We start from the raw sequence: 18,683 nt of genomic DNA on the forward strand, positions 1-18,683 counted from the left end.
CCCTGATCGAGCCGCTTAAACAGGGAATAGCTCAAACTTAGCCAAATCCTCTCTGAACACCTGAGCCTTTAAGCTAATGCTTCTTAGAAGGTTTTCACGATCCCGCGCCAGAAATGCGGTTCCAAATACAGGGAAACGCATGTCATTTCAGGCAGAGCGTGGAACGACTCGAGCCAAATCTAAATAAACATCGTAGCTATCGTCGGCGGCCGACGATCACTTGTCCAAAGTCACGATATGCCTATGGTGGTGGAGCACCGCGCAGGCGCGCCGCTCTGACACGTTCAACTCGGCCCGCACCTTGTCGATGCAGGTCCGGCGACGGGCAGGGCTCAGAAGTTTTCCGGGGCCGCCTCCCACAGGATCAGCTTGTCCAGCGTCAGGTCCGACACCCCCCCGACGCAGCCGGGCGTTCTCCAGCTAAAGCGCCTTCGCCGTTTGACCTGATCCGTCTTCATCCCGCCGAACGCCGCCGCCAGTGGAAGTACGTCGTCTCAGTCACTGCGATCGTCTTCACCCCTCCGAGATCGACTTGCCTTGCCCGGTCAGCACCTCAACCTGGCGCAGCTTGGCTATGATCTCCGGGCTTGTGGAGCTTCCCGGCCATCCTTGGTTCCATCCATTCCGGTCCGCAGACCAACATAGGATCACTTCAAAGAGCGCAGACCACGATCTTGGATACGGTCCGCCTCGGGGCAGTTATTCCCGGCCCGCGCCGTGATGCGTTCGGCAAGCAGCCCCTCGACCGCGGCCTTCAGAGCGGCTGCGATCGGGGGCTCCGTTTTCCGAACGACTCGTTCAGCGCCCTATTTTCCGCAGCTTCAGCGACAGGGTGACGATCAGGAGGCCCGAAACGATGGCCCAGGCGCCGATCAGCCAGACCAGGGCCAAGGCGCCCGCGCCGGGAACGACGATGACGGCCAAACCGAACAGCACAGAGATCGCGCCGGAGAGGATCAGCAGCCACTCATTGCGGATCGTCTTGCGCAACTGGATGGCGCCGACGATCTCGAAGATACCGCGGGCGATGGCCGCCGCGCCGATGATGACCACAAGGGCGACGGCGGTCACGCCGGGCAAGGCCAGGGCGACCGCGCCCGCCGCCAGTCCCACGAGCCCCACGACGGCCAGCCACCAGCGCGGCGCAAGGCCGCCCCCGCGGATGGCCCCGAGCAAGGCGAACGCGCCGTCCAGAATGGCGTAAATTCCGTAGAGGATCACTAGCGTCAGCAACGTCACCTGGGGCCAAGCGAAGGTCAGGACGCCAAAGACGATGGCCGCTAAGCCGCGCAGCAGAAGCAACCACCAGGCCCGGCTCAGAAAGTCTCCAAGCGGATTGAAATGCGTATCCATGAGTTCAGCCCCGTCATTTGCGGCGTCATTCGCCGCGTGGAGGCCGGGCGTCATCGCCCGACCGGAAAACTACCAGCCGCCGAAACGGCGCACGATCAGAATCCCCCCTGTTCGTCTCGAGCCTGGATCAGGGGGCTGTCGGCGACGTCGCCCATGGCCCGCTCGGCGTTGGCGAAAGTCGCCACGGCCCAGTGGTCGCCGATCGGCGTCAGCATCAGGAAGGCGACGCCGACGTTCCGGACGCCGCTTCCCGGCGCATAGGGCGTAAGACCGGTCACACTCGCCGCGTCGGCATCGACGCCGAAATAGGCGTCGTTGCTGCGGGCGTCGCCGCCGCGTTCATAGAGGGTGCTCTGCAATAGGCCGATGCGCGTCAGGCGCTGGTGCGAGGCCGAGGCGTAGTAGGTCGTCCCCTCGGTCTGACTGCTGATGTCACGCATGACACGTCCGCCGACCGAGATGTTCCCCGGAATCCCGACGAAGGCATAGACCGCCATGTCGGCGCCGAGGTCGGGCAGGTCCAGCCCCTCGATGGCCGACTGACCGGAATAATGCGGCCGAAGCTGCGCGCCCGCCCTCAGCCCGTCGTCGGCCACGACATTGTAGCCGAGCCCGTCGAGCGGATTGCCGTAGACCCGGTTGCGCCAGTTGAAATCGGCCCAGGGCGTGGCGTTGACGCGGTTCGCCTCTCCCCCGGTCGGGCTGAAGCCATGAACTGCCCCGGCGCCGATGTTGACGCTCCATTCCGGCGTGCTCAGCACGGGTTCGAACGGCTGGGTCTGGGCCGAGGCCGCCCCGGCGACCGCCATCCCCAGAACGACGCCCAATGCGACGCCGAGGGCGCCGGCCAGCACATTACAGGCGTTGAGACGCCGGGAACCGGGACGCGGCATCATGGTCGCTCCTGGTCGACCGGTGAATTCCATCCGCCGCCCAAGGCTTGATAGAGGGCGACAGCATTCAGAAGCTGGCTTTCGCGCAACTGGACGATAGCCAGTTCTGCGCTGAACAGGCCGCGTTGGGCGTCAAGCTCTTCCAGGTAGGCGGCGTAGCCCGCGCGGTAGCGGTTGCGAGCGTGGAACAGGGCTTCGTCCTGGGCCGCGCGCTGGGCTTCGGCCTGGCGGGCCTGAGTCTCCAGACGCGTCGTGCCCTCCAGGGCGTTCTCGACCTCGGAGAAAGCTCCCAGCACTGCGCGTTGATAGGCGAAGGCGGCCTGATCGCGGCGCGCCTCGGACGCCTCGGCCTGGGCCGACAGCCGTCCCCCGTCGAACAGCGGAGCCAAGAGACTGCCGCCCAGGCTCCACACTGTCACCGGATCGAGGTGTTCGACGAACAATTCCCCAATGGAGCCGGTCAGCCGCACCTGGGGCAGAAGCGCCGCGCGCGACGCGGCCAGGCTGGCGTCGGCGGCGACCAGCTGCGCCTCGGCCTGGGCGATGTCGGGACGCCGGACCAGAAGGCTGGAGGGCAGGCCCGGCCCGGGTTGCGGCAGGGCCAGGGTGTCGAATCGGCCTCGCTCGACCGCGCCGGGCAGGTCGCCGGTCAACAGTCTGAGGCCGTTCTCCTGGCGACGGATCGCCAGTTCCAGCGCGGGAACCCGCTGTGCCGTCGCTTCATACTCCGCCTGGGCCTGGGTCAGCTCTAGACGCGAGATCTGGCCCGCCTCGACGCGGCGCGTGGCCAACCGCAGGGCCTCTTCGCGCGAGGCCAGGGTGCTGCGCGCCACCTCCAGCTGGGCGTCCAGCGAGGTGAGGGTCACATATGCTCGGGCCGTAGCGGCCGCGACCGAGAGGGCGGCCGCATCGCGACCGAAACGGCTGGCCTGGAGCGAGGCCCGGGCCGCAGCGTCGGCGTTGCGCAGCCTGCCCCACAGATCGACCTCATAGGCGACCTGAAGCTGGGGCTGGGCCACGGCCGCCTCCGAGGGCTGGCCGAAGGCGTTCAGTTCGCGCGCGTCCTGGACCGCGACCGAGCCGGTCAGTGAGGGCAGAAGCGCCGCGCGCGCCTGGGTCGACAGCGCCTCGGCCTCTCTGACCCGCGCCTCGGCGACAGCCAGGTCGGTGTTGCGCGCCAGGGCCGCCTCCACCGCGGCGGTGAGGCCGGGATCGCCGAACGCGGCCCACCATCCGGTCTCGGCGACGGCCCCGGTCGGCGTCGCCGCGCGCCAATCCCCCGGCGCGCCGACGGCGGCCTCGGGCGGCGGCGGGGACGGCGCGACGGTGGCGCATGCCGAAAGCGCCATTGCGGTCGCGCCCATCAGCAGGAGGGGGCGCATCAGCGGTCGCTCCCCGCGGTCGAGGTGTCGACGCGCGCCACCACCGACATGCCGGGCCGCAGGCGTGCAAGACCGTCCTGTCCGGTGTCGAGCACGATCCGCACAGGGAGCCTTTGGGCGATCTTGGTGAAATTCCCGGTGGCGTTCTGCGCGGGCAGGACGGCGAACTCCGAGCCCGTCGCCGGCGAAATTTTCTGGATCCGCCCGGTGAAGCGCCGGTCGCCCAGGGCGTCGACGGTCACTGTCGCCGCCTGCCCCTCGATCATGCGGCCAGCCTGGCGCTCCTTGAAGTTGGCGATAACCCAGAGCTGAGGCGGCACCAGCGACACCAGTTGCGATCCCGCCGTCACATACTGCCCGCGACGCGCGCCCACCTGGCCGAGTTGTCCAGCTTCGGGGGCGGTGATGACCGTGTTGGCCAGGTCGATCTCGGCCAGGCGCACGGCGGCGCGGGCGCCTTCCACGGCGGCGACCAATCCCTGGCGCGAGACGCCGACGGAGCGTTCGTCCTGGCGGGCCACTTCTCTGCCCGCCTCGGCCTGACGGACGGCGGCCTCGGCGGACCTCAGGGCGGCCTCGGCTTGGTCGCGCTCGCGCAGGGAAACGGACCCGTCCGCCGCCAGGTCCGCGACCCGGTTCATGTCGGCCTGGGCGCGGGCCAACTGGGCGCGAGCCGAGGCGATCTCGGCCTCGCGGGCGCCGAGGGTAGCCCGTCGCGAGGCGCCCGCTTGCGCGGAGTTGGCCAGGTCCGCCTCGCGCGCCGCCAGGGTCGCCTCGGCCTGATCCAGCCGCTGGCGATAGATGCGGTCGTCGATGCGGAACAGGGGCTGACCTGCCTGCATCGTCTGGAAGTCCTTGACCATGACCTCTGTGATATAGCCGCTGACCTGTGGGGAGATCACCGTGACCTGCCCCCGGACATAGGCGTTGTCGGTCCGCTCCACCGCGCCTCCGAAGGGCGGCAGCTTCCAGGCGTATAGGATCAGCAAGACGGCCAGAACGCCGAGAAGTCCCGCGAGGATCGCCGCCCGAGGCGTCATTTTGGGTCGGGCTTTCGGCGCCGGCCCTGGAGATGCCGCCCCAGGCGCAGGTTTGGTTTGGCCGACATCCTCGGGCTGAGGCGCGGTGTGAGGATGATGGGGACCCGAAGGGCTCATGTCTGTCATGGCGCGGTACGTCTCAGGCGAAAGGGGGGTCAGATGGCGGCTGCGCCGGCGGCGCTTGGCGTATCGGCGGATTTGGGCGCATTGCGCATTTTCAACATCGTTCGGACCGTAAAGATCACGGTCAGGACGAGCTGAGTTATCGCGACCCAGAAGATCAACCAGAACACGTCGTTGAAGGCGAGCACGTTGGCCTGCTGGGTGACCTGCTGGGCCACTGTTGAAAGGCCTTGAAGGCTTTGCCCGGCAGGGTCGGCGATACTGGAACGAAAAGCGCCGCTATAGGTCTGCAGCAGGCTGGCGACTTGCGGATTCGATCCGACGAGTGCTTCGGACAGATAGGCGGCGTGGTGCTGGGCCCGCCAAATCTGAAAGGTGCCAAGGATGGCGCCCCCGAGCACGCCCCCGATCACCTGCGTCACGCCGAAGGTGACGGAAAAAGTGATGACCGATCCGAAGCCCCGCTGCACGAGCTGCCCGATGCCCAACATCACGGCGGCTCCCATGAACATGGCGGCCGCGAAGCCGATCAGCGCTTGGCTGACATAGAGATTGGCCGGCGCGGTCTGCACGGTGGAATGCGCGTCCATCCAGGCGCCGATCGCGATCAGGATCAGAGTTCCCAAAGACTGGACGATCACCAGCTTGGGCGAAATCATGAGCATGACCGCGCCCGCCAACACCCCCGCTACCGTGGCGAAGGCGACGATGACGTAAAGATGCTGGACCTGTTCGGGCGCCATGCCCAGCGCCTGGAGAAGGCCGGTCGATCCCACCGGCTGCTCGGACAACAACATGCGGACGAAAAGAATGGCGATGGCGAAGCGAAAGTATCCGCCGGTCAGAAACCAGCGCGTATCGACCAAGGGATTTTCCCGATAGTGCTCGAAGGTCCAACCGATCAGGATCAGGGCCACGCCCGCAGCCAGGGCCCAGCCGAGCCAGGGACGGTCGAACCACCATTCAAGTCGGCCGAGGCCGAGAACGGCCACCACCAGCGCAAAGCCTGAGGCAAAAAGCAAAAAGCTGACAATGTCCTTCCACTCGAAGGTGTGGATCCGGATTCCAGGGGGAATGCGCACGATCAGCACGGCAGCCAGACTGGCCACGGCGAGACCGGCTTCTAGGGCGCTCACTCCATGCCAACCCCCGAGATCAATCAGCATCGGCGAGAGGATGCGGGCGAGCGGCATGCCTAGCTGGGAGGCTCCGATCCCCAGGACCAGGGCCTGCAGCTTGTATTTCGGCGGGAGAGCCTGGAGCATATAAAAGACGGTCAGCGCCCCCATGGCCGCGCCCGTGACGCCGGAGACCGCCCGCACCAAAAGGGCGATCGGATAGCCGGTGACGAAGAGCTCCGCCACGGCCGCTCCGGCGTAGATGGTCAGAAAGACCATGACGAATCGAGAGATGCCGAATTGCTGACGATACTTCACCAGAAGCAGATTCATCGCGACGTTCGTCATGATGTAGATGCTGCTGAGCCAGGCGCCCTGGACAGGAGTCAGACCGAGTTCGCCCTGGATCTGATTGAGGTTCACGGACACCAGAGCGGTGCCCAAGGATCCCGTCAAACCCAGAAGCAAGGCCACGAGGCCGTATTTCAGCCTCTCGGAGCCCGGCATGTCCGGTGTTGACGGCGAGCCCGGTATCATTGGCCGCTCGTGCGGTTTCCAGTCAGGAACGTCGCCGATCGTCTGACCGAGTTTTTCGCGCGGGGCGAACAGGGGAACGCGGCTCATTCCGAACCCCTCAGAAGGCCGTCGAACATGAGACTTACGACCTTCTTTCGGGTCGATGCATCGGGCGCGCTTCGCATGCCGACTCCGATCATTCGCGCCGCGATCAACACCAATTCCGGCGTAAGATCGTGACGTATCCGGCCCGCCCGTATCGCGGCCTCAAGCGGTTCCTTCAGCGTAGTCTTGAGCCGATTTCGCAACGCAACCATAGCGGGCTCGTCAGGGGGCAACATGCGCCATGCCTCGGCCAACGCCGCATCCCGTTCCGACGCCGCCGCCGCTTCTTCCAGGAAGACCTTGATCTTCCCTTCCAAAGGGGATGGCCTCATCGCCGCAATGAGCGTGTCGACTTCAGATTCAACGACAGCCGCCAACAAGGCGGCACGATCCGGAAAATGTCGGTAAAGCGTGCCTCGCCCCACGCCCGCCGCGTCGACGACGGCGTCGAGAGACGCATTTACGCCTTGTTCAGCGAAAACCGTTCGCGCCGCGCTTATCAGCGCTGAGCGATGCCGCACGACATCTTTGCGTTCGATCTTCGTCATGGAACGCGAAGTGGACTAAAATGTCCGCTTTGTAAAGCGGCGGCCGATTGTAATGCTTCGAGTGAGTTGAGAGGCGGAGATCACAGCATCAGCCGGTTCCGCCGCGCTTTAATTAGGCTTGCGCGCCTTTCGAACCCAAACCGTCAGGAATCCCGGATCGGCGTAAGTTCGAACGGTCTGATCGCCGGTTTCGGGTCGACCTCACCGCATTCGGGATGGCTGTCAGAACGTCCAATAGAGTGCTGTTGCAACGGGTTTATTCAAGGCGTGTCCTGGTGACGGGCGCTACCGACGAGCTGTTCGGCGTCGAGGACCGCCGGTCGAGCTTCTTTGAAGCGCCATGTCGGCGCTTATGTCCGGCAGGTCGGGCCATGAGCCTGAACCAGTAAACTCATTCCGCAGGATTGCCGCAGTTAGATGAAGCGGTTGAAATCGGCGCAGGGCTTGGCATTGACGCTCCGCTCATTGCGCAAATGAAGCATTGAGGGCCGCAGCTTGGATCTCAGACAGCCTCGTGGGGCGTGATGATTTGGTTGACCAGCATCCAGGCCCGATCCGCCAGGTCCCTGCGCTCCGCTTCGTTCCGGCCATAGAGGGCGCCGCTCACCAAGGTCAGAAGCAGCAGGACGTCCGCCGGTTGGAGGTCTCTTCGGCAAGCACCGGCCGCCGACGCCCGCTCGATGAGGCCGTAGAAGGTCGCCGTCAGGCGTTCCAGGGCCGCCTGGATTTCCGGGAGACGCCGGTCCGCCTGCTGCCAATAGTCAATCAGGGGTGAGCGCAAGGTGATGCGTTCGGCGACGAAGCGGAGCAGGATGAGAAAGCCGTCATCCCGATCGGCCACGCGCGTGGCTTCCGCTTCGATCTCACCGAGTCCGCGTTGGAGCAACGCCATGATCAGGGCCTGACGATCGGCGAAATTGCGAAACAGGGTGATGCGCGTTACCCCCGCTCGCTGGGCGATCAGGTCAAGCGGCGCGTTCAAGCCCATCTCGACGAAGGCGGCTTCGGCGGCGTCCAGGAGTTGGGTGCGGTTCTGTTGGGCATCCGCCCGGCGTCTGGCCATGTGGCTTTTGGATGGGCGCGGTCCGCCGCTGTCAAGCCCGCCAGCAGGAGAGGCGGGCGACTCGACGGCCGACATCTCCGGTTTCGTTTTCAATCGCCCCGGCGCGCCTTGACCTGATGGTCGAGCCAGCCGCGGGTTTCGCCGAGCCAGGTGTTGACCTGCGCAGCGGCGTCGTCGCGGGTCAGGTCGAACCGGGTCTGCAGGCGCGAGATCAGCAGGTCGATATCCGCCTCGACCGCCTCGCGCCGGTCGGCCAGGTCCACCCTGGCGTCATCGATGTGGGCCTTCGCGGTCGCCCAGTGATCGGCCATCAGGGCGTTGAAACGGTCACCCTGGGCGTGGAGGGTCGCGATCGGTTGATGCTCCTTTTGCCAGCGGTTCACGGCTTTCTCGGCCTGCTCCGTCGCGAGGCCGAACCCCCTCTGGATCAAGCCCGCGATCTCCCTGAGGTTGCCCTTGACTGCGCCGGTCTGGTCATCGAGGCTTTCGGCCCACAGGCGCTGGATGCGACCCGAAACGATCTCCACTGGCCGGCCAGCTGGTTCGTGTTCATCGAAGCGGTCCGTGTGTTGGGGCTGCCTGGGACTGGCTGATTGATATGGATTTTATCTTTTAATCCCGCTCCACGGATGCACCTTGATGTGGATCAATCACCGGTCGGGGAGAACTGAGGGCGTCCGCTTCGTCCACTTCGACGGGCGGCCCCGGCGGTGTGACGTCCGGAGCGTCATCTGCGATCGTGCGCGTGTCCGAGGGCGCGACCGCCTCGGCGGGGGCGGCCTGGGGCTGACGCGTCACCGGAGCCTTTTGGGAGATGTCGGAAGTGATCGCCTCGGCGACGTCCAGAACCAAGGCGCCTAGCGGCAGGTCGGAGCTTCCCGACAAGCCCGGGCCGGACACCAGGCTGCTGCCCAGCAGCCGGACCACCTCGGGGCTCTCTGAGAAGACTGAATGGTTCAGCCGGTCACGGCCGCGGACATCGGCCAGATTGATGACGGTGACGCCGCCGGTCCGCTCCAGCTGGCTGCGGATAGGCTCCTCGGACGGGTCGAGGGCGCCGACGCGTTGCACGCCTCCGGCAAGCAGGCGCGAAACCCGCAGGGCCTGGTCGTCGCGCGAGACCAGGAAGGTGAAATGGGGCCGGTCAGGGCCCAGAACCGCGACCTGCTGGGCGAAGACGTCCACGTCCAGGTCCGGCGCGGCGAGGATCACATTCTCGATCTTTGGGTCGACCCGTCCCTCGCGGATCGCGTACTGGCGCAGCGCCTCGACCGCGATCCAGCTGCCCATCGAATGAGCCATGACGGTGACCTCGGTCACATTCGGATTGCGCGCGGCCAGCCGGAGCAACTGTTCCAGGGCGTCGCGTGAATAGTTGGCGCTTTCCCTATCGTAGACATAGGCATAGATCCGGCCCAGCGAGGGCCATGTGAACAGTACCGGCGCGGCCTGGATGCCGGAATCATTCGTCAGCTGGGCGAGGGAATAGACGGCCCGGTCGAACGGCACATTGAAGCCGTGCACGAAAATCAGCAGGCGGCCTTCCTTCAGCTGCGCGTTCATCCACGCCTCGGCCGAGGCGTCGTCGACGACCGGATCGATGGAGAGGGTGGCGAACTCCCGCGCGGGATCGGCCTCGCGCCGACGCGGCCATTCGACGGCGCCGATCTGGTGGGCAGGAGGGATCGAGACGTCGACCACCATGGCCGTCAGGTGTTCCCCCCTCTTGCCTGAATAGACCACGCCCGGCGCCTCGGTTGGGGCGCGCGTGGAATAGACCAGCATGCTGACCTCCTGGGCGCCCGGCGGGGGCGTGGCGATCGGCAGCAGCACGCCGGAGGGTGCGGTCGCGCAGGCCTGCACCCCCAAGCCGAGAAACAGCAGCGGGCCCAGCGCCAGGGCGCGGCGGAGGGGCAAGGAGCCTAAGATCGCCCCGACCGTTCGAAAGGGAACCATTGATCACACGCCTGGATGTCGCTACCGAGTATTGAAACTCGACGTATCATTTGGATTTGCCCCGATCCAGTCGGATTATGGGTGTCTAGCGATGCAAGGATGACCCGGGGCAACAAGTGTTGAATCGAGCAGCGCGCGTCGCGGCGAGCCTTCTCATTGTCGTCCTGGCGGTCTTCTGCGGCCTGGCGATCCGCTACTGGATTCCTTGGCCGGCATGGCTGCGGGATGTGGGCGCCCTGCTGTTTCCGGTCGCAGTCCTGGGGCTGTGGTTCGCGCCAGGACGGTTGAGGCGCGCGCGGCGGGGAATGGGAGCGGTCCTGCTGGCGGTCCTGTTGGGCGCCTACTGGACCAAGGCGCCGGTCGCGCAGAACTGGCGTGACCTGCACGCCGAGGAAGCCTGGGCGGTGATCGACGGCGACCGGGCGACCATCCACAATTTCCGCGACGCCTTGCACGACCCTGGCGTCGCCTCGACCCCGCGCTGGACGACGCAGACCTTCGATCTGTCGACCCTTGAGGGGATGGATCTGATCCTCCAGCCGTTCGGCGACCTGAAGGCGATGGAGCATGTGATGCTGTCGTTCCGGTTCGCCGACGGCCGCCACGTCGTCGTCTCCATGGAGGCGCGCCAGGCGAGCGGCGCCGAGTTCGACCCCCTAGCGGGCTTCTTCCGGCGCGACCCCATCTATCCGGAACTGGCCACCGAGCGCGACCTGTTCTGGGAGCGGTTGGCCAGGACGCCGCCGGACGAGATCCAGATCTATCCGATCCGCCAGAGCCCTGAGGTCGTCCGCGTTTATTTCGAGCGCATCCTGCGGTTCACGACCCAGGTTCACGAGCGCCCCAAGTTCTATTCGACCCTGACCGAGAGCTGCATGACCTCCTTCATCAACCTGGCGCCCGAACGTTTCGCCTCGGTGCCATGGTATGATTTGAGGCGCTGGATTCCCGGCTATGCCCTGCCGCTGTTCCAGCAGCTGGGTCTCGTCGACGACACCATCCCCGCCGATGCGCTGGCGCGGGTCAGCAGCCTGCCAACCGATGTTCGACCCCCGTCGGAGTTTCCTGACGATGCGTCCTGGAGCGCCTATCTCCGAGCGCAGCTTGCAGCAAAGTGATCCGCAGCGGCGTTTCTCGGTGCAAGCTTGATATCCATGGCTGCGCAGATATATGGCTAGCCATATATTTCTGTTGGAGGGAATGATGAGCGCTCTTTATACGACCACGGTACACGCGGTCGGCGGCCGCGCCGGCTCTGTTCGCAGCGAGGACGGATTGCTCGCCCTTCCGCTCGCCCTGCCCCGAAGCCTTGGCGGCAAGGGAGACGCGACCAATCCGGAACAGCTGTTCGCCGCAGGTTACGCCGCCTGCTTCGGCAACGCCGTGATCCACATCACCCGCAATCGGGAAAGGAAAATCGGAGACGACGCCGTCGAGGTCACCGCGACCGTGGGCATGGAGCCCAATGCCGGTGGGGCGTTCGCCCTTACCGTGGCGCTCGATGTCACCATCGCTGGCGTCGATCAGGAGATGGCCGAAGCGATCGTCGAGGAGGCGCACAAGGTCTGCCCCTATTCGAACGCGACCCGGGGCAATATCGAGGTCGCGCTTTCGGTGAAGACCCGGTGAACTCCGGCGCCGATGCGGCCGGGCGAGGAGGGGAAGACCCGCTCCGGCTCGACCAGCAGGTGTGTTTTCCGCTTTATGCGGCGACGAACCTGCTGCAACGGCTCTACAAGCCGCTTTTGGAGCCGCTTGGCCTGACATACGCGCAATATCTGGTGGTGCTCGTATTATCGGCGCAGGCGCCGATTTCCGTAGGAGAGCTGGGCGCCTGCCTTCACCTCGATATTGGGACCTTGAGCCCGCTTTTGAAGCGCATGGAGCGGGCCGGTTGCATCAAAAGACGGCGTGACGCCGACGACAAGCGCCGCGTCCTCCTTACTCTCACGTCGCGTGGCTGCGCCCTGCATGATCGCGCCAGAAGCATTCCAGCGGAGCTTGCAAAGAAAGCGGGCTTGAAACCGGCCCAAATCAATGACCTGCGCGAGCAGGCGCAAAGGCTGATAAAACAGTTAGATGGCGCCTTGGCTTAGGCTCAGAGCTCAAAGCCAGAAGAGCAAGGTTGCGGCGAGGGCTATGGCGGGCAGGGAGACCTTCGGGCATCGATCATAGCAAGTGCCGATGCGCCGCCAGTCTTTTAGGCGACCGAAGATGATCTCGATGCGGTTTTCGCTTGTAGCGACGCCTGTCATACCGGATGGACTCGGTACGGGTTGGCCGATGGTGTTCGGCGTGGCGCGCCTCAGACCGAACGAGGGAGGCGCACGGTGAAGCGGCTGCCTTGGTCCTCGCCCTCGCTGGAGACGGCGATGGAGCCCCGGTGCAGCTCCACCAGCTGTTTGACCAGGGCCAAGCCGATGCCGAGCCCCTCGGACGACCGCGTGTCGGGGCCTGGAACCTGGGTGTAGAGGGCGAAGATTCTCTCCTGCATCTCGGGTGGGACGCCCACGCCATTGTCCTCGACCTCGATCTGGACGAAGTCGGCCTCCAGTCCCGCCGACAGCCGGAGTTCGCCACCGGCGGGGGTGTATTTGGCGGCGTTGGTCAGAAGGTTGCTGACGACCTGCGACAGTCGCGTGAAGTCCCCCGCGATCCACGCCGGCTCGTCCGGCAGCTCCACGGTCAGCGCATGCAGCCCGGCGTCGATCTTCGGACGGCTTGTGTCGATCGCCGACTCCAGCACGGCCTGCAGCGACACGCGTTCCAGACGCAGGGCGATCTTGCCTTGGTCGATGCGCGACACGTCGAGCAAATCCTCGATCAGGCGCGACAGATGCAGCACCTGGGTGCCCATCCGTTCGCGGATCACCCCGGCCTTGGACCCGTCCGCCTCGCGCTCCAGAAGTTGCAGCCCGGCCCTCAGCGCCATCAGAGGATTGCGCAGCTCATGGCCCAGGACGGCCAGGAACTCGTCCTTGCGGCGGTCGGCCGCCCTCAACTGGGCGGCGTAGGCTTCGAGTTCGTCGCGCTGGCGCAACATCTGGCGGCGCTGATCGAAGAGGTCGAAGAAGACCTCGGCCTTGCTGCTCAGGATGTCGGCTTCGATCGGCTTCTGAATGAAGTCCACCGCCCCGGCCTCATAGCCGCGGAAGCGTCGCTGGTGGTCCGCGCTGCCCGCCGTGACGAAGATGATGGGCACGTGGCGCGTCCGCGTCGATCCCCGCATGTATTCGGCCAGTTGGAAGCCGTCCATGCCGGGCATCTGCACGTCGAGCAACGCCAGGGCGACGTCATGCGCGAGCAGCAGTTCCAGCGCCTCGTCGCCGGTGCGGGCCTTGAGGAACGTCAGGCCGTCGCGCCGAAGCAGGGCCTCGAGCGCGAGCAGATTTTCCTGCAGATCGTCCACCAGGAGGACGGGGATGGGATCGTCGGTCTGGGTCATCCGGGCATCCGTGCAAGGTGGTCGGCGATGGCGTCGAGATCGAGGACCCGGGCGGGGCAGGCGGCCAGGGCGGCCTCGGGCATGGTCGAGGCGTAGGCCTGTCTCGGATCCTCGACGATCGTTTCACCGCCCGCCGTCGCCACGGCCTGCAACCCCGCGGCGCCGTCGGTGTTGGCGCCGGTCAGGATCACCCCGGTCAGACCCGCGCCATAGGCGTCGGCCGCGCTCTCGAACAACACGTCGATCGACGGGCGGGAATAGTTGACCAGCTCGTCCGACGACAGGGCCAGGCTTCCGTCGCGTTCGACCAGCAGGTGATAGTCCGAGGGCGCGAAATAGACCACGCCGGCCGCGGCCGGCTCCTTGTCTTCGGCCTCCTTGACGCGAACGCGGCAGCGCGACTGCAGCAGAGGCGCGAGGACGTTGTCCCGGTCGGCCGGGACATGCACCGCCACCAACACCGGCGCCGGAAACTCCGCCGGCAGGGCGGGCAGGATCTTCAGCAGGGCCTGGACCGCCCCGGCCGAGGCGCCGATGACGACGGCGCGTGTCTCGTTCGTCGTCATGCCGCGCGCTTCCTGTAGATCTTCTCCTCGCGCACGAACTCGCCGAAGGCGTCGGCGTGGGCGGAGAAGCGCAGGCTTTCCTTCGCCCCCAGGCCGAGGAAGCCGTTGCGGGGCAGGGCGTCGCGAAACAGGCCGATCGCCCGGTCCTGCAGCGCCCGGTCGAAATAGATCATGACATTGCGGCAGGAGATCAGCTGCATCTCGGCGAAGACGGCGTCGGTCACCAGGCTGTGGTCGGAGAAGACGACCCGGCTCCGCAGGCTCTTGTCGAACACCGCCCGGCCGTAGTCGGCGGTGTAGTAGTCCGACAGCGACGAGCGCCCGCCGGACTTCTGGTGGTTCTCGGTGAAGGTCCGCATCCGGTCGAGCGGATAGACGCCGGCCTCCGCGATGCGCAGCGCCTCGGGATTGATGTCGGTCGCATAAAAGAGGGTGCGATCGTAGAGCCCCTCCTCGCGGAACAGGATGGCCAGCGAATAGACCTCCTCCCCATGGCTGCAGCCGGCCACCCAGACCTTCAGGGACGGATAGGTGCGCAGGTGCGGCAGCACCGTCTCGCGCAGCGCCCGGAAGTAGGACGGATCGCGAAACATTTCGCTGACCTGCACCGTCAGATAGCCGAGCAGGCGCGGCAACATGCCGGGATTATGCAGTACCGCGTCCTGCAACGCCGACAGCGTGGGATAGCCCATCTGCTCGCGGGCCTGGACCAGGCGGCGCTTGATCGAGGCTCGCGCATAGCGGCGGAAGTCGTAGTGATAGCGCTGGAAGAGGCCCTCCAGCAGCAGCGCGATCTCGAGGTCCTCGACGCTGTCGGGCGCGGGCAGGGGGCTCACCGGGGCATCCACACGCGCACCAGCGACAGCAGCTTGTCCACGTCGATCGGCTTGGCCATGTAGTCGTTGGCGCCGGCGTCCAGGCAACGCGCCTGATCGTCCGGCATGGCCTTGGCGGTCAGCATCAGGATCGGCAACTGGGCCCAGCGCGCGTCGGCGCGGATCTTCGTCGTCGCCGTGAGGCCGTCCATCACCGGCATCATCACGTCCATCAGCACCAGGTCGATGGCCAAGGCCGGATCGGCCTCGGCCGCGGCCAGGGCGTCGATCGCCTCCTGGCCGTTTCGGGCGATCTCCACCACGGCGCCCCGGGGCTCCAGCACCTGCGTCAGGGAGTAGATGTTGCGCACATCGTCCTCGACGACGAGGATGCGACGACCTTCCAGCACGGCGTCGCGGTTGCGCGCCTTCTGGATCATCCGCTGCTGCTCGGGCGGCAGGTCCGACACCACCTGGTGCAGGAACAGCGACACCTCGTCGAGCAGCCGTTCCGGCGACCTGGCCCCCTTGATGATGATGGAACTGGAATAGCGCCGCAGCTGCTGCTCGTGCTCGGGCGACAGGTCCCGGCCGGTGTAGACGATCACCGGCGGGAAGGCGCGGTCGCCGTCCTGGCTCAGGGTCTCCAGCAGAGAGAACCCCGAGGCGTCCGGCAGGGTCAGGTCCAGCACCATGCAGTCGAAAGTCTGACGCGCTAGAGCCTCCAGGCATTCCGCCGCGGTGCCGACGCCGACGATCTCGACCTGGCTCGAGCCCAGCAGCCGTTCTACCGCGTCGCGCTGGACCGGATCATCCTCGACCACCAGGACCCGGCGGACGGTGCGCGCCAGGGTCTCCTCCAGGTCTGTCAGCACCTCGGCCAAGTCCTCGCGCCGGACCGGCTTCATCGTATAGCCGCGCGCGCCCAAGGCGAGGGCGGTCTGGCTGTGATCGTCGGCCGAAACGATGTGGATCGGAATGTGCCGCGTACGGTCGTCGCGCTTGAGGCTGTCGAGCACCGTCAGTCCGGACTGATCCGGCAGGCCGATGTCGAGGACGATGGCGCTGGGGCCGTGACGTCGCGCCAGCGCCAGCGCCTCCTCGGCGGTGCTCGCCACCAGGCACTGGAAGCCCAGCTCCCGCGCAAGGTCGCGGACGATGGCGGCGAAACGGTCGTCGTCCTCGATCACCAGCAGCAGGCGCCGCGCGCCCGCGATCCGCTCGCGGTCGTCCTCGATGGCCCGCGGCATGGCCGGGCGCGTCGCGGCAGGCGACAAGGTCGGCGACGGCTCCTCGCCTGCAGAGGGCGCCTTGGCAGGGACGGGACGCGCGGCCACGGCGTCAGGGTCGTACATCCGAGGCGTCGTCAGGGTGAAGGTGCTGCCCTCGCCGGGCTTGCTCTCGAGCGCGATGGCGCCGCCGAGCAACCGCGCCAGCTCCCGAGAGATCGACAGGCCCAGACCCGTGCCTCCATAGCGGCGGCTGATGGTGCCGTCCGCTTGCTGGAAGGCCTCGAACACGCTCGCGTGCTGGTCACGCGAGATGCCGATACCCGTGTCCTTCACCGCGAAGGCCACGCCGTCGCCGTCGGGCCGGATGGAGAGGCGTACGCCGCCTGTCTCGGTGAATTTGAAGGCGTTCGACAGCAGGTTCTTGAGGATCTGCTCCAGCCGCTGCCGGTCGGTCTCCACGATTTCCGGCACGGCCTCGTCGACCTCGACGGCGAACGCCAGGCCGCGTGTTTCCGCCACCGGCTGAAACAGCTGGCGAAGGTCGGCGGCCACGCGCTCGACGGAGACGCCCTCGGCGCGCACCTGGACGTGACCGGCCTCGATCTTGGACAGGTCCAGAATGTCGTTGATCAGCGTCAGCAGATCGTCGCCCGAGGCCTGGATCGTGCGGGCGAACCGCACCTGGTCCTCCGTCAGATTGCCGTCGGCGTTGTCGCCCAGCAGCTTGGCCAGAATCAGCAGCGAGTTCAGCGGCGTGCGCAGCTCATGCGACATATTGGCGAGGAAGTCCGACTTGTACTGGCTGGCCTGCTCCAGGTCCCGGGCCTGACGCGCCAGGTCGGCGCCGACCTTCTCCAGGTCGTCGCGCTGCGTCTCGAGGGTCTGGGCCTGCTCCTCGAGCTGGCTGTTGGTCTGTTCGAGTTCGACCTGCTGCTGTTCGAGGCGGACCTGGGATTCCTTCAGCGCCCGGCCCTGCTCCTCCAGCTCCTCGTTGGAGACGCGCAGCTCCTCGCTCTGCACCTGCAACTCCTCGGCCTGGCGCTGGGTTTCCTCCAGCGCGTCCTGCAGCTCCGAGCGATAGCGTGCGGACCGCAGCGCCACGCCGACCGCGTCGGCGGCCGCCTCAAGCAGTTCCCTCACGAGGGCGCCCGGCGGATGAAGGAAGCCGAGTTCGATCACGCCGTTGACCGACCCGTCGACGCGGGCCGGGGCGATGAGCAGGTGCCGCGGGGTGTCGCGGCCCAGGGCCGAACCGATGGTCAGATAGCCTTCCGGCACCTCGGACAGCAGCACCGGACGGCCGTCGGCCGCGACCTGGCCGAGCAACCCTTCCTTGAGGCGGAAGGTCTCCGGCGTCGGCGCGTCGGCGGGAACGCCGAGCGCGCCGGCCCGCTGGAAGCGGTCGCCCTGGCCGGCGAACAGCACCGCCGCCTGCGAGCCGACGTAACGCGACAGGAAGGCCAGGACATTGTCGGCCAGCTGTTCCAGCGTCAGGTCGCCGCTGACGGCCTCGGCCAGACCGACCTGGCCCGATCGCAGCCAATCCTGCCGCGCCCGCGCGCGGGCGCTGCGGCGAATCAGCAGAAAGACGCTCACGGTCAGGACGCCGCCCAGCAGCGCCGACAGGATCCCGCTCAGGACGGCCGTTCGATACGCGACCTCCATCTGCGCAAGCCAGTCCTGCCGCTGCCGCAGACCCTCGGCCCGCACCGCGGCGACCCGCTCCCGGATGGCCTCCATCTCCGTCTTGCCCCGATCGGTCGCGACGACGGCCAGCGCGGGCGCGAACCCCTTGTTACGGCGCAGCGCCACCGTCTCGCGCAGTTCGTCCGTCTTGGCGGCGACGTTGCGGCGCAGCTGCGCGATATTGGCTTGCTGGCGCGGATTGGCTCGGGTCAGCTCCGCCAGACTGTCCAAACGCTCGTCCACGACGGCCATGGCGCGGTCGTAGGGCTCCAGATAGCGCTCGTCGCCGGTCAGGATGTAGCCGCGTTGCCCCGTCTCGGCGTCTTGGACCGCGCTCAGCAGATCGTCGGCGCCGATCAGGACGGAGTGGGTGTGGACGACTCTCTGATTGTTCGAGCGCAGGTCCTGAATGTTGGCGTAGGCGATGACGCCGCTGATCAGGAAGAACGCTAGGACCACGGCCAGGCCCGCGCCGGCCCAAAGCTCGACCTTGGAGCGAGCGAACATCTCACGGGACTTGAGAAGGTGCATGGGCGATCTCGGCGTGAAGAGAGGCGAGCCTGCCTACCGGCTCGATCTGCTCCCGCAAAGCTCAAACTGACGGCGAGGCGGCGTGTCAATCATCAGGCGGATCGACGAGCCGACGCCACGCACCGCTTGCCTGACCAGTTTAGCGTGGCTCGTGTGTTAAGGGTCTGAATATCGCCGAGGCGCAGACCGCCGAAAGGCACGCTCTATCTGCTCGTCCCGATCGACCGCGCCAGCAAGTTCGCCGTCACGCAACAGGTTGGTGGGGCCGACAGACGAGTCGCCTGGTGGATTCCAAAAAATCTGCAAGAGGC

At 66.4% G+C, this 18,683-nt stretch carries 16 protein-coding genes and 2 pseudogenes; 3 read left to right on the top strand and 15 right to left on the bottom strand.

Going from position 1 to position 18,683, the window contains the following annotated elements; genetic code table 11:
• Positions 1 to 240 precede the first annotated feature (240 nt).
• From E7T10_RS15890 to E7T10_RS04570, 10 genes and pseudogenes are all read right to left on the bottom strand, one after another.
• Positions 241 to 607, bottom strand: a pseudogene (locus E7T10_RS15890) (IS3 family transposase); the annotation flags it as partial.
• Positions 608 to 798: 191 nt separating this feature from the next.
• Positions 799 to 1,353 (bottom strand): HdeD family acid-resistance protein, encoded by a 555-nt coding sequence (locus E7T10_RS04530; RefSeq protein WP_026108291.1) that lies wholly within the window; start codon positions 1,351 to 1,353, stop codon positions 799 to 801.
• A gap of 95 nt (positions 1,354 to 1,448) precedes the next feature.
• Positions 1,449 to 2,249: a MipA/OmpV family protein gene (locus E7T10_RS04535; RefSeq protein WP_246846103.1), complete on the bottom strand. Its 801-nt coding sequence runs from the start codon at positions 2,247 to 2,249 to the stop codon at positions 1,449 to 1,451.
• Positions 2,246 to 3,628 (bottom strand): efflux transporter outer membrane subunit, encoded by a 1,383-nt coding sequence (locus E7T10_RS04540; RefSeq protein WP_246846104.1) that lies wholly within the window; start codon positions 3,626 to 3,628, stop codon positions 2,246 to 2,248. Before E7T10_RS04540 ends, E7T10_RS04535 begins: the two co-directional genes overlap by 4 nt.
• On the bottom strand, positions 3,628 to 4,668 hold the full coding sequence (locus E7T10_RS04545) for an HlyD family secretion protein (RefSeq protein ID WP_246846105.1): 1,041 nt from the start codon (positions 4,666 to 4,668) through the stop codon (positions 3,628 to 3,630). The genes E7T10_RS04540 and E7T10_RS04545 overlap by 1 nt, the downstream gene beginning before the upstream one ends.
• A 155-nt stretch (positions 4,669 to 4,823) precedes the next feature.
• The gene (locus E7T10_RS04550; protein WP_137720897.1) at positions 4,824 to 6,533 is read right to left on the bottom strand and encodes an MFS transporter; all 1,710 of its coding nucleotides are present in this window, start codon (positions 6,531 to 6,533) and stop codon (positions 4,824 to 4,826) included.
• Positions 6,530 to 7,078 (bottom strand): TetR/AcrR family transcriptional regulator, encoded by a 549-nt coding sequence (locus E7T10_RS04555; protein ID WP_137720898.1) that lies wholly within the window; start codon positions 7,076 to 7,078, stop codon positions 6,530 to 6,532. Before E7T10_RS04555 ends, E7T10_RS04550 begins: the two co-directional genes overlap by 4 nt.
• Before the next feature lie 502 nt (positions 7,079 to 7,580).
• Entirely contained in the window at positions 7,581 to 8,141 is a 561-nt protein-coding gene (locus tag E7T10_RS04560) for a TetR/AcrR family transcriptional regulator (RefSeq protein ID WP_168189887.1), read from the bottom strand.
• A gap of 89 nt (positions 8,142 to 8,230) precedes the next feature.
• Positions 8,231 to 8,668 (bottom strand): hypothetical protein, encoded by a 438-nt coding sequence (locus E7T10_RS04565; RefSeq protein ID WP_137720900.1) that lies wholly within the window; start codon positions 8,666 to 8,668, stop codon positions 8,231 to 8,233.
• An 85-nt stretch (positions 8,669 to 8,753) separates the two neighbouring features.
• Positions 8,754 to 10,058, bottom strand: a complete 1,305-nt coding sequence (locus E7T10_RS04570) for an alpha/beta hydrolase (protein WP_137720901.1) — start codon at positions 10,056 to 10,058, stop codon at positions 8,754 to 8,756.
• Positions 10,059 to 10,213: 155 nt separating this feature from the next.
• On the opposite strand from E7T10_RS04570, the gene E7T10_RS04575 reads away from it, so the two are divergent.
• From E7T10_RS04575 to E7T10_RS04585, 3 genes are all read left to right on the top strand, one after another.
• On the top strand, positions 10,214 to 11,215 hold the full coding sequence (locus tag E7T10_RS04575; RefSeq protein ID WP_137720902.1) for a DUF4105 domain-containing protein: 1,002 nt from the start codon (positions 10,214 to 10,216) through the stop codon (positions 11,213 to 11,215).
• Positions 11,216 to 11,300: 85 nt separating this feature from the next.
• Positions 11,301 to 11,726: an organic hydroperoxide resistance protein gene (locus tag E7T10_RS04580; RefSeq protein WP_026108292.1), complete on the top strand. Its 426-nt coding sequence runs from the start codon at positions 11,301 to 11,303 to the stop codon at positions 11,724 to 11,726.
• Positions 11,723 to 12,193, top strand: coding sequence for a MarR family winged helix-turn-helix transcriptional regulator (locus E7T10_RS04585; protein WP_017504304.1), 471 nt, complete (start codon positions 11,723 to 11,725; stop codon positions 12,191 to 12,193). Before E7T10_RS04580 ends, E7T10_RS04585 begins: the two co-directional genes overlap by 4 nt.
• A 9-nt stretch (positions 12,194 to 12,202) precedes the next feature.
• On the opposite strand, the pseudogene E7T10_RS04590 reads toward E7T10_RS04585, so the two are convergent.
• The 5 genes and pseudogenes from E7T10_RS04590 to E7T10_RS04610 form a co-directional block, all read right to left on the bottom strand.
• Positions 12,203 to 12,353: pseudogene (locus tag E7T10_RS04590) on the bottom strand (IS5/IS1182 family transposase); the annotation flags it as partial.
• 49 nt (positions 12,354 to 12,402) lie between these two features.
• Positions 12,403 to 13,542: a hybrid sensor histidine kinase/response regulator gene (locus tag E7T10_RS04595; RefSeq protein ID WP_017504305.1), complete on the bottom strand. Its 1,140-nt coding sequence runs from the start codon at positions 13,540 to 13,542 to the stop codon at positions 12,403 to 12,405.
• The gene (locus E7T10_RS04600; protein ID WP_017504306.1) at positions 13,539 to 14,108 is read right to left on the bottom strand and encodes a chemotaxis protein CheB; all 570 of its coding nucleotides are present in this window, start codon (positions 14,106 to 14,108) and stop codon (positions 13,539 to 13,541) included. Before E7T10_RS04600 ends, E7T10_RS04595 begins: the two co-directional genes overlap by 4 nt.
• The gene (locus tag E7T10_RS04605) at positions 14,105 to 14,944 is read right to left on the bottom strand and encodes a protein-glutamate O-methyltransferase CheR (RefSeq protein ID WP_246846106.1); all 840 of its coding nucleotides are present in this window, start codon (positions 14,942 to 14,944) and stop codon (positions 14,105 to 14,107) included. Before E7T10_RS04605 ends, E7T10_RS04600 begins: the two co-directional genes overlap by 4 nt.
• Positions 14,941 to 18,372 carry a response regulator gene (locus tag E7T10_RS04610; protein WP_168189888.1) on the bottom strand — a complete coding sequence of 1,144 codons (3,432 nt, stop codon included), beginning with the start codon at positions 18,370 to 18,372 and terminating at the stop codon, positions 14,941 to 14,943. Before E7T10_RS04610 ends, E7T10_RS04605 begins: the two co-directional genes overlap by 4 nt.
• Positions 18,373 to 18,683: the final 311 nt, after the last annotated feature.

The sequence above is a fragment of the Brevundimonas sp. SGAir0440 genome (genome assembly GCF_005484585.1).
Taxonomy (GTDB): Bacteria; Pseudomonadota; Alphaproteobacteria; order Caulobacterales; family Caulobacteraceae; genus Brevundimonas.

Excerpts from the sequence above, each read along its gene's own strand:
- E7T10_RS04530 (WP_026108291.1), bottom strand. The coding sequence starts at position 1,353 with ATGGATACGCATTTCAATCCGCTTGGAGACTTTCTGAGCCGGGCCTGG.
- E7T10_RS04535 (WP_246846103.1), bottom strand. The coding sequence starts at position 2,249 with ATGATGCCGCGTCCCGGTTCCCGGCGTCTCAACGCCTGTAATGTGCTG.
- E7T10_RS04540 (WP_246846104.1), bottom strand. The coding sequence starts at position 3,628 with ATGCGCCCCCTCCTGCTGATGGGCGCGACCGCAATGGCGCTTTCGGCA.
- E7T10_RS04545 (WP_246846105.1), bottom strand. The coding sequence starts at position 4,668 with ATGACGCCTCGGGCGGCGATCCTCGCGGGACTTCTCGGCGTTCTGGCC.
- E7T10_RS04550 (WP_137720897.1), bottom strand. The coding sequence starts at position 6,533 with ATGAGCCGCGTTCCCCTGTTCGCCCCGCGCGAAAAACTCGGTCAGACG.
- E7T10_RS04555 (WP_137720898.1), bottom strand. The coding sequence starts at position 7,078 with ATGACGAAGATCGAACGCAAAGATGTCGTGCGGCATCGCTCAGCGCTG.
- E7T10_RS04560 (WP_168189887.1), bottom strand. The coding sequence starts at position 8,141 with ATGGCCAGACGCCGGGCGGATGCCCAACAGAACCGCACCCAACTCCTG.
- E7T10_RS04580 (WP_026108292.1), top strand. The coding sequence starts at position 11,301 with ATGAGCGCTCTTTATACGACCACGGTACACGCGGTCGGCGGCCGCGCC.
- E7T10_RS04595 (WP_017504305.1), bottom strand. The coding sequence starts at position 13,542 with ATGACCCAGACCGACGATCCCATCCCCGTCCTCCTGGTGGACGATCTG.
- E7T10_RS04600 (WP_017504306.1), bottom strand. The coding sequence starts at position 14,108 with ATGACGACGAACGAGACACGCGCCGTCGTCATCGGCGCCTCGGCCGGG.
- E7T10_RS04610 (WP_168189888.1), bottom strand. The coding sequence starts at position 18,372 with ATGCACCTTCTCAAGTCCCGTGAGATGTTCGCTCGCTCCAAGGTCGAG.